Below are 4,006 nucleotides of genomic sequence, written 5' to 3' on the forward strand. Positions count from 1 at the left end.
GCCGATTGCCGCGCCCGCGCGGGCGGCGCACGGCGACTCCGCCCCCGGCGCCAAGCGAGGCCCCGTACCCTGTCCTTCGTGGCAGAACCAGTGGTGCGCATCCCGGATGCGAAGGTCGCCCTCTCGACGGCTTCCGTCTATCCGGAGTCGACGGCGACGGCCTTCGAGATCGCCGCGCGCCTCGGTTACGACGGGGTCGAGGTCATGGTGTGGAACGACCCGGTCAGTCAGGACATCGAGGCACTGCGCCGGCTCAGCGACTACCACCACGTACCGATCCTCGCCGTGCACGCCCCCTGCCTGCTGATCACCCAGCGCGTCTGGTCCACCGACCCCTGGGTCAAGCTCCAGCGCGCCCGCGCGGCGGCCGAGAAGCTCGGCGCGAGCACGGTCGTCGTGCACCCGCCGTTCCGCTGGCAGCGGCAGTACTCCCGTGACTTCGTCGCCGGCATCTGGCGGATGGCGAACGAGACGGATGTCCGGTTCGCCGTCGAGAACATGTACCCCTGGCGCTACCGCGACCGCGAGATGCTGGCGTACGCCCCCGACTGGGACGTCACCAAGGACGACTACCGGCACTTCACGATCGACCTCAGCCACACCGCCACCGCCCGCACCGACGCCCTGCGGATGATCGACCGCATGGGCGACCGGCTCGGCCACATCCACCTCGCCGACGGCAACGGCTCCGCCAAGGACGAGCACCTGGTCCCCGGCCGCGGTACCCAGCCCTGTGCGGAACTGCTGGAGCGGCTGGCCCGGACCGGCTTCGACGGCCATGTCGTCATCGAGGTCAACACCCGCCGTGCCATGTCGAGCGCCGAACGCGAGGCCGACCTGGCGGAGGCGCTGGCCTTCACCCGGCTCCATCTGGCCTCCGCGGCGCGGGTGCCCCGGCGATGACCGGCGCGACCGCCCGCCGCCGGGGCCGCCCCCGCCGTGCGGAGTCCGGCGCGGCGGGCGACACCCGGGACCGCATCCTGGCGGCGGCCCGCGAGCAGTTCTCCGAGCACGGCTACGAGAAGACGTCCGTGCGGGGCATCGCCAAGGCGGCCGGAGTGGACTCGGCGCTGGTGCACCACTACTTCGGCACGAAGGAGCAGGTCTTCCAGGCGGCGGTGGAGACGGTCTTCGCGCCCGCCCTCCGCGCACCGGACGTGATCTTCGAGGGCCCGGCCGACGAGGTCGGCGAGCGGTTCGCGCGGTTCCTGTTCGGGGTCTGGGAGAACCCGGTCACCCGGACGCCGCTGCTGGCGGTGCTGCGGTCCGCCGTCAACAACGAGGTGGCCGCCGCCGTCTTCCGCCGGCTGGTCACGAGCCAGCTGCTGCGCCGGGTCGCGGGCCGGCTGGACCAGCCGGACGCCGAGCTGCGGGCCGAGCTGGCCGCCGCGCAGCTGGTCGGCGTCGCCATGATGCGTTACGTGATCAAGCTGGAGCCGCTGGCGTCGGCCGACATGGACGTGATCGTCGCGCGGGTCGCACCGGTGGTGCAGAGGCACCTCACCCACCCCTGACGCGGCCTCGGGGACCCTTGATCTCTGAGACGCCCGTCCCGCATTCCGGACACTCCACCCGGGCTGTCGTACCCCCGGCGTACGCTCGACTCATCCAGAACTCTCTGTCTCACCCGGAAGTCTCTGGCTGAGATCATTGAAGGAGCGAGCGACGATGCCCGAGCTGAGGTCCCGCACAGTCACCCACGGCCGCAACATGGCGGGCGCCCGCGCCCTTATGCGCGCCTCCGGTGTACCCGGTGCGGACATCGGCCGGAAGCCGATCATCGCGGTCGCCAACAGCTTCACCGAGTTCGTCCCCGGCCACACCCACCTCCAGCCGGTCGGCCGGATCGTCAGCGAGGCGATCAGGGAGGCGGGCGGCATTCCGCGCGAGTTCAACACGATCGCCGTCGACGACGGCATCGCGATGGGCCACGGCGGCATGCTCTACAGCCTGCCCTCCCGCGACCTGATCGCGGACAGCGTGGAGTACATGGTGGAGGCGCACTGCGCCGACGCCCTGGTCTGCATCTCCAACTGCGACAAGATCACCCCGGGCATGCTGATGGCGGCCCTGCGCCTCAACATCCCCGCGGTCTTCGTCTCCGGCGGCCCCATGGAGTCCGGCCGAGCCACCCTGGTCGACGGCACGGTCCGCACCCTCGACCTGGTCGACGCGATCTCCGACGCCGTGAACGACAAGATCTCGGACGAGGACATCCTCCGCATCGAGGAGAACGCCTGTCCGACCTGCGGCTCCTGTTCGGGCATGTTCACCGCCAACTCGATGAACTGCCTGACCGAGGCCATCGGTCTCTCCCTCCCCGGCAACGGGTCGGTCCTGGCCACCCACACCGCCCGCCGCGCGCTCTACGAGAACGCCGCCCGCACGGTCATGGACATCACCCGCCGCTACTACGAGCAGGACGACGACTCGGTCCTGCCCCGCAATGTCGCCACCTTCGCCGCCTTCGAGAACGCGATGGCCCTCGACATCGCGATGGGCGGCTCCACCAACACGATCCTGCACCTGCTGGCCGCCGCCCAGGAGGCCGGCGTCCCGTTCGGCCTGACGGAGATCGACGCGGTGTCCCGCCGGGTCCCGTGCCTGGCCAAGGTCGCGCCCAACGTCGCCAAGGACCGCACCTACTACATGGAGGACGTGCACCGCGCGGGCGGCATCCCCGCCCTGCTCGGCGAGCTGCACCGCGCGGGCCTGCTCAACGAGGACGTGCACGCCGTGCACAGCCCGTCCCTGTCGGACTGGCTGAAGACCTGGGACGTGCGCGGCGGCTCCCCGTCCCCCGAGGCCGTCGAGCTGTGGCACGCCGCCCCCGGCTGCGTCCGCTCCGCCGAGGCCTTCTCCCAGTCGGAGCGCTGGGAGGCACTCGACACCGACGCCGAGAACGGCTGCATCCGCTCCGCCGAGCACGCCTACTCCAAGGACGGCGGCCTCGCGGTCCTCAAGGGCAACCTCGCGGTCGACGGCTGCGTGGTGAAGACGGCCGGCGTCGACGAGTCGATCTGGACCTTCGAGGGCCCGGCGGTCGTCTGCGAGTCGCAGGAGGAGGCCGTCGAGAAGATCCTGAACAAGCAGATCACCCACGGCGACGTGGTCGTCATCCGCTACGAGGGCCCCAAGGGCGGCCCCGGCATGCAGGAGATGCTCTACCCGACGTCCTTCCTCAAGGGCCGCGGCCTCGGCAAGACCTGCGCGCTGATCACCGACGGCCGGTTCTCCGGCGGCACCTCCGGCCTGTCCATCGGCCACGCCTCCCCGGAGGCGGCGTCCGGCGGCACCATCGCGCTCGTCGAGGACGGCGACCGCATCCGCATCGACATCCCGAACCGTTCGATCGAGCTGCTGGTCGACGAGGCCGAACTGGCCCGCCGCGAGCTGGCCCTGAACGGCGCCTACGCCCCGAAGAACCGCGACCGCAAGGTCTCGGCCGCCCTGCGCGCGTACGCCGCGATGGCCACCAGCGCCGACAAGGGCGCGGTCCGCGACGTCAGCAGGCTGGGCTGACCGCACGCCCCGCGTACACCGAGCGACCGTCCCCCGCGGGGGACGGCCGCTCGGCCGTACGACGGCGACGGCGGGGGAGGGCCACTCGCGTACGGCGGTGACAGCGGGGGATGGCAGCGGCGGCCGGCCGGTGCCTCACCAGGCGCCCGGGTCCCGCCCGTCCACCCCGAAGACCGTGCCGTCCGGCGCGGCGGCGTACACGCGCGTGCCCACCAGCACGGGCGCGGGCACCTCACCGGCGACCTTGTCCGAGCCCGTGCCCAGCCGGGCCGGGGTCTGCCCGACCAGGTCCCCGGTCCGGGCGCCCACGGCGATCAGCCGGCCGTCGGCGGCGCTGAAGTACACCTGGCGGCCGTCGGCGACCGGCGCCGAGCCCCGGCTCACGGACGTCTCCAGATGCCACAGCCGCTTCCCGCGCGCCAGGTCGAAGGCCTCCAGCGAACCGCCCGCCCCCAGCACGTACACCACATCGCCGTGCACGGCG

Annotated in this window: 4 protein-coding genes; 3 read left to right on the forward strand and 1 reads right to left on the reverse strand. The window is 72.1% G+C overall.

The genetic code is table 11. The features are described from left to right. Positions 1-78 precede the first annotated feature (78 nt). The 3 genes from CCN42_RS16830 to ilvD all read left to right on the forward strand — a co-directional run bounded on the left by CCN42_RS16830 (position 79) and on the right by ilvD (position 3,522). Positions 79-903: a sugar phosphate isomerase/epimerase family protein gene (locus tag CCN42_RS16830; protein WP_086173285.1), complete on the forward strand. Its 825-nt coding sequence runs from the start codon at positions 79-81 to the stop codon at positions 901-903. Continuing rightward, a complete protein-coding gene (locus CCN42_RS16835; RefSeq protein WP_086736644.1) occupies positions 900-1,514 on the forward strand; it encodes a TetR/AcrR family transcriptional regulator in 615 nt (204 codons plus the stop codon). Before CCN42_RS16830 ends, CCN42_RS16835 begins: the two co-directional genes overlap by 4 nt. A gap of 154 nt (positions 1,515-1,668) precedes the next feature. Next, positions 1,669-3,522, forward strand: coding sequence for a dihydroxy-acid dehydratase (ilvD, locus tag CCN42_RS16840; protein ID WP_086173283.1), 1,854 nt, complete (start codon positions 1,669-1,671; stop codon positions 3,520-3,522). A gap of 135 nt (positions 3,523-3,657) precedes the next feature. Here the strand turns inward: ilvD and CCN42_RS16845 are convergent. Then, positions 3,658-4,006, reverse strand: a 349-nt coding sequence (locus tag CCN42_RS16845; protein WP_158102097.1) for an outer membrane protein assembly factor BamB family protein, incomplete at its 5' end; no start/stop codon positions are given.

This window comes from Streptomyces glaucescens (assembly GCF_002154375.1).
Taxonomy (GTDB): Bacteria; Actinomycetota; Actinomycetes; order Streptomycetales; family Streptomycetaceae; genus Streptomyces; species Streptomyces glaucescens.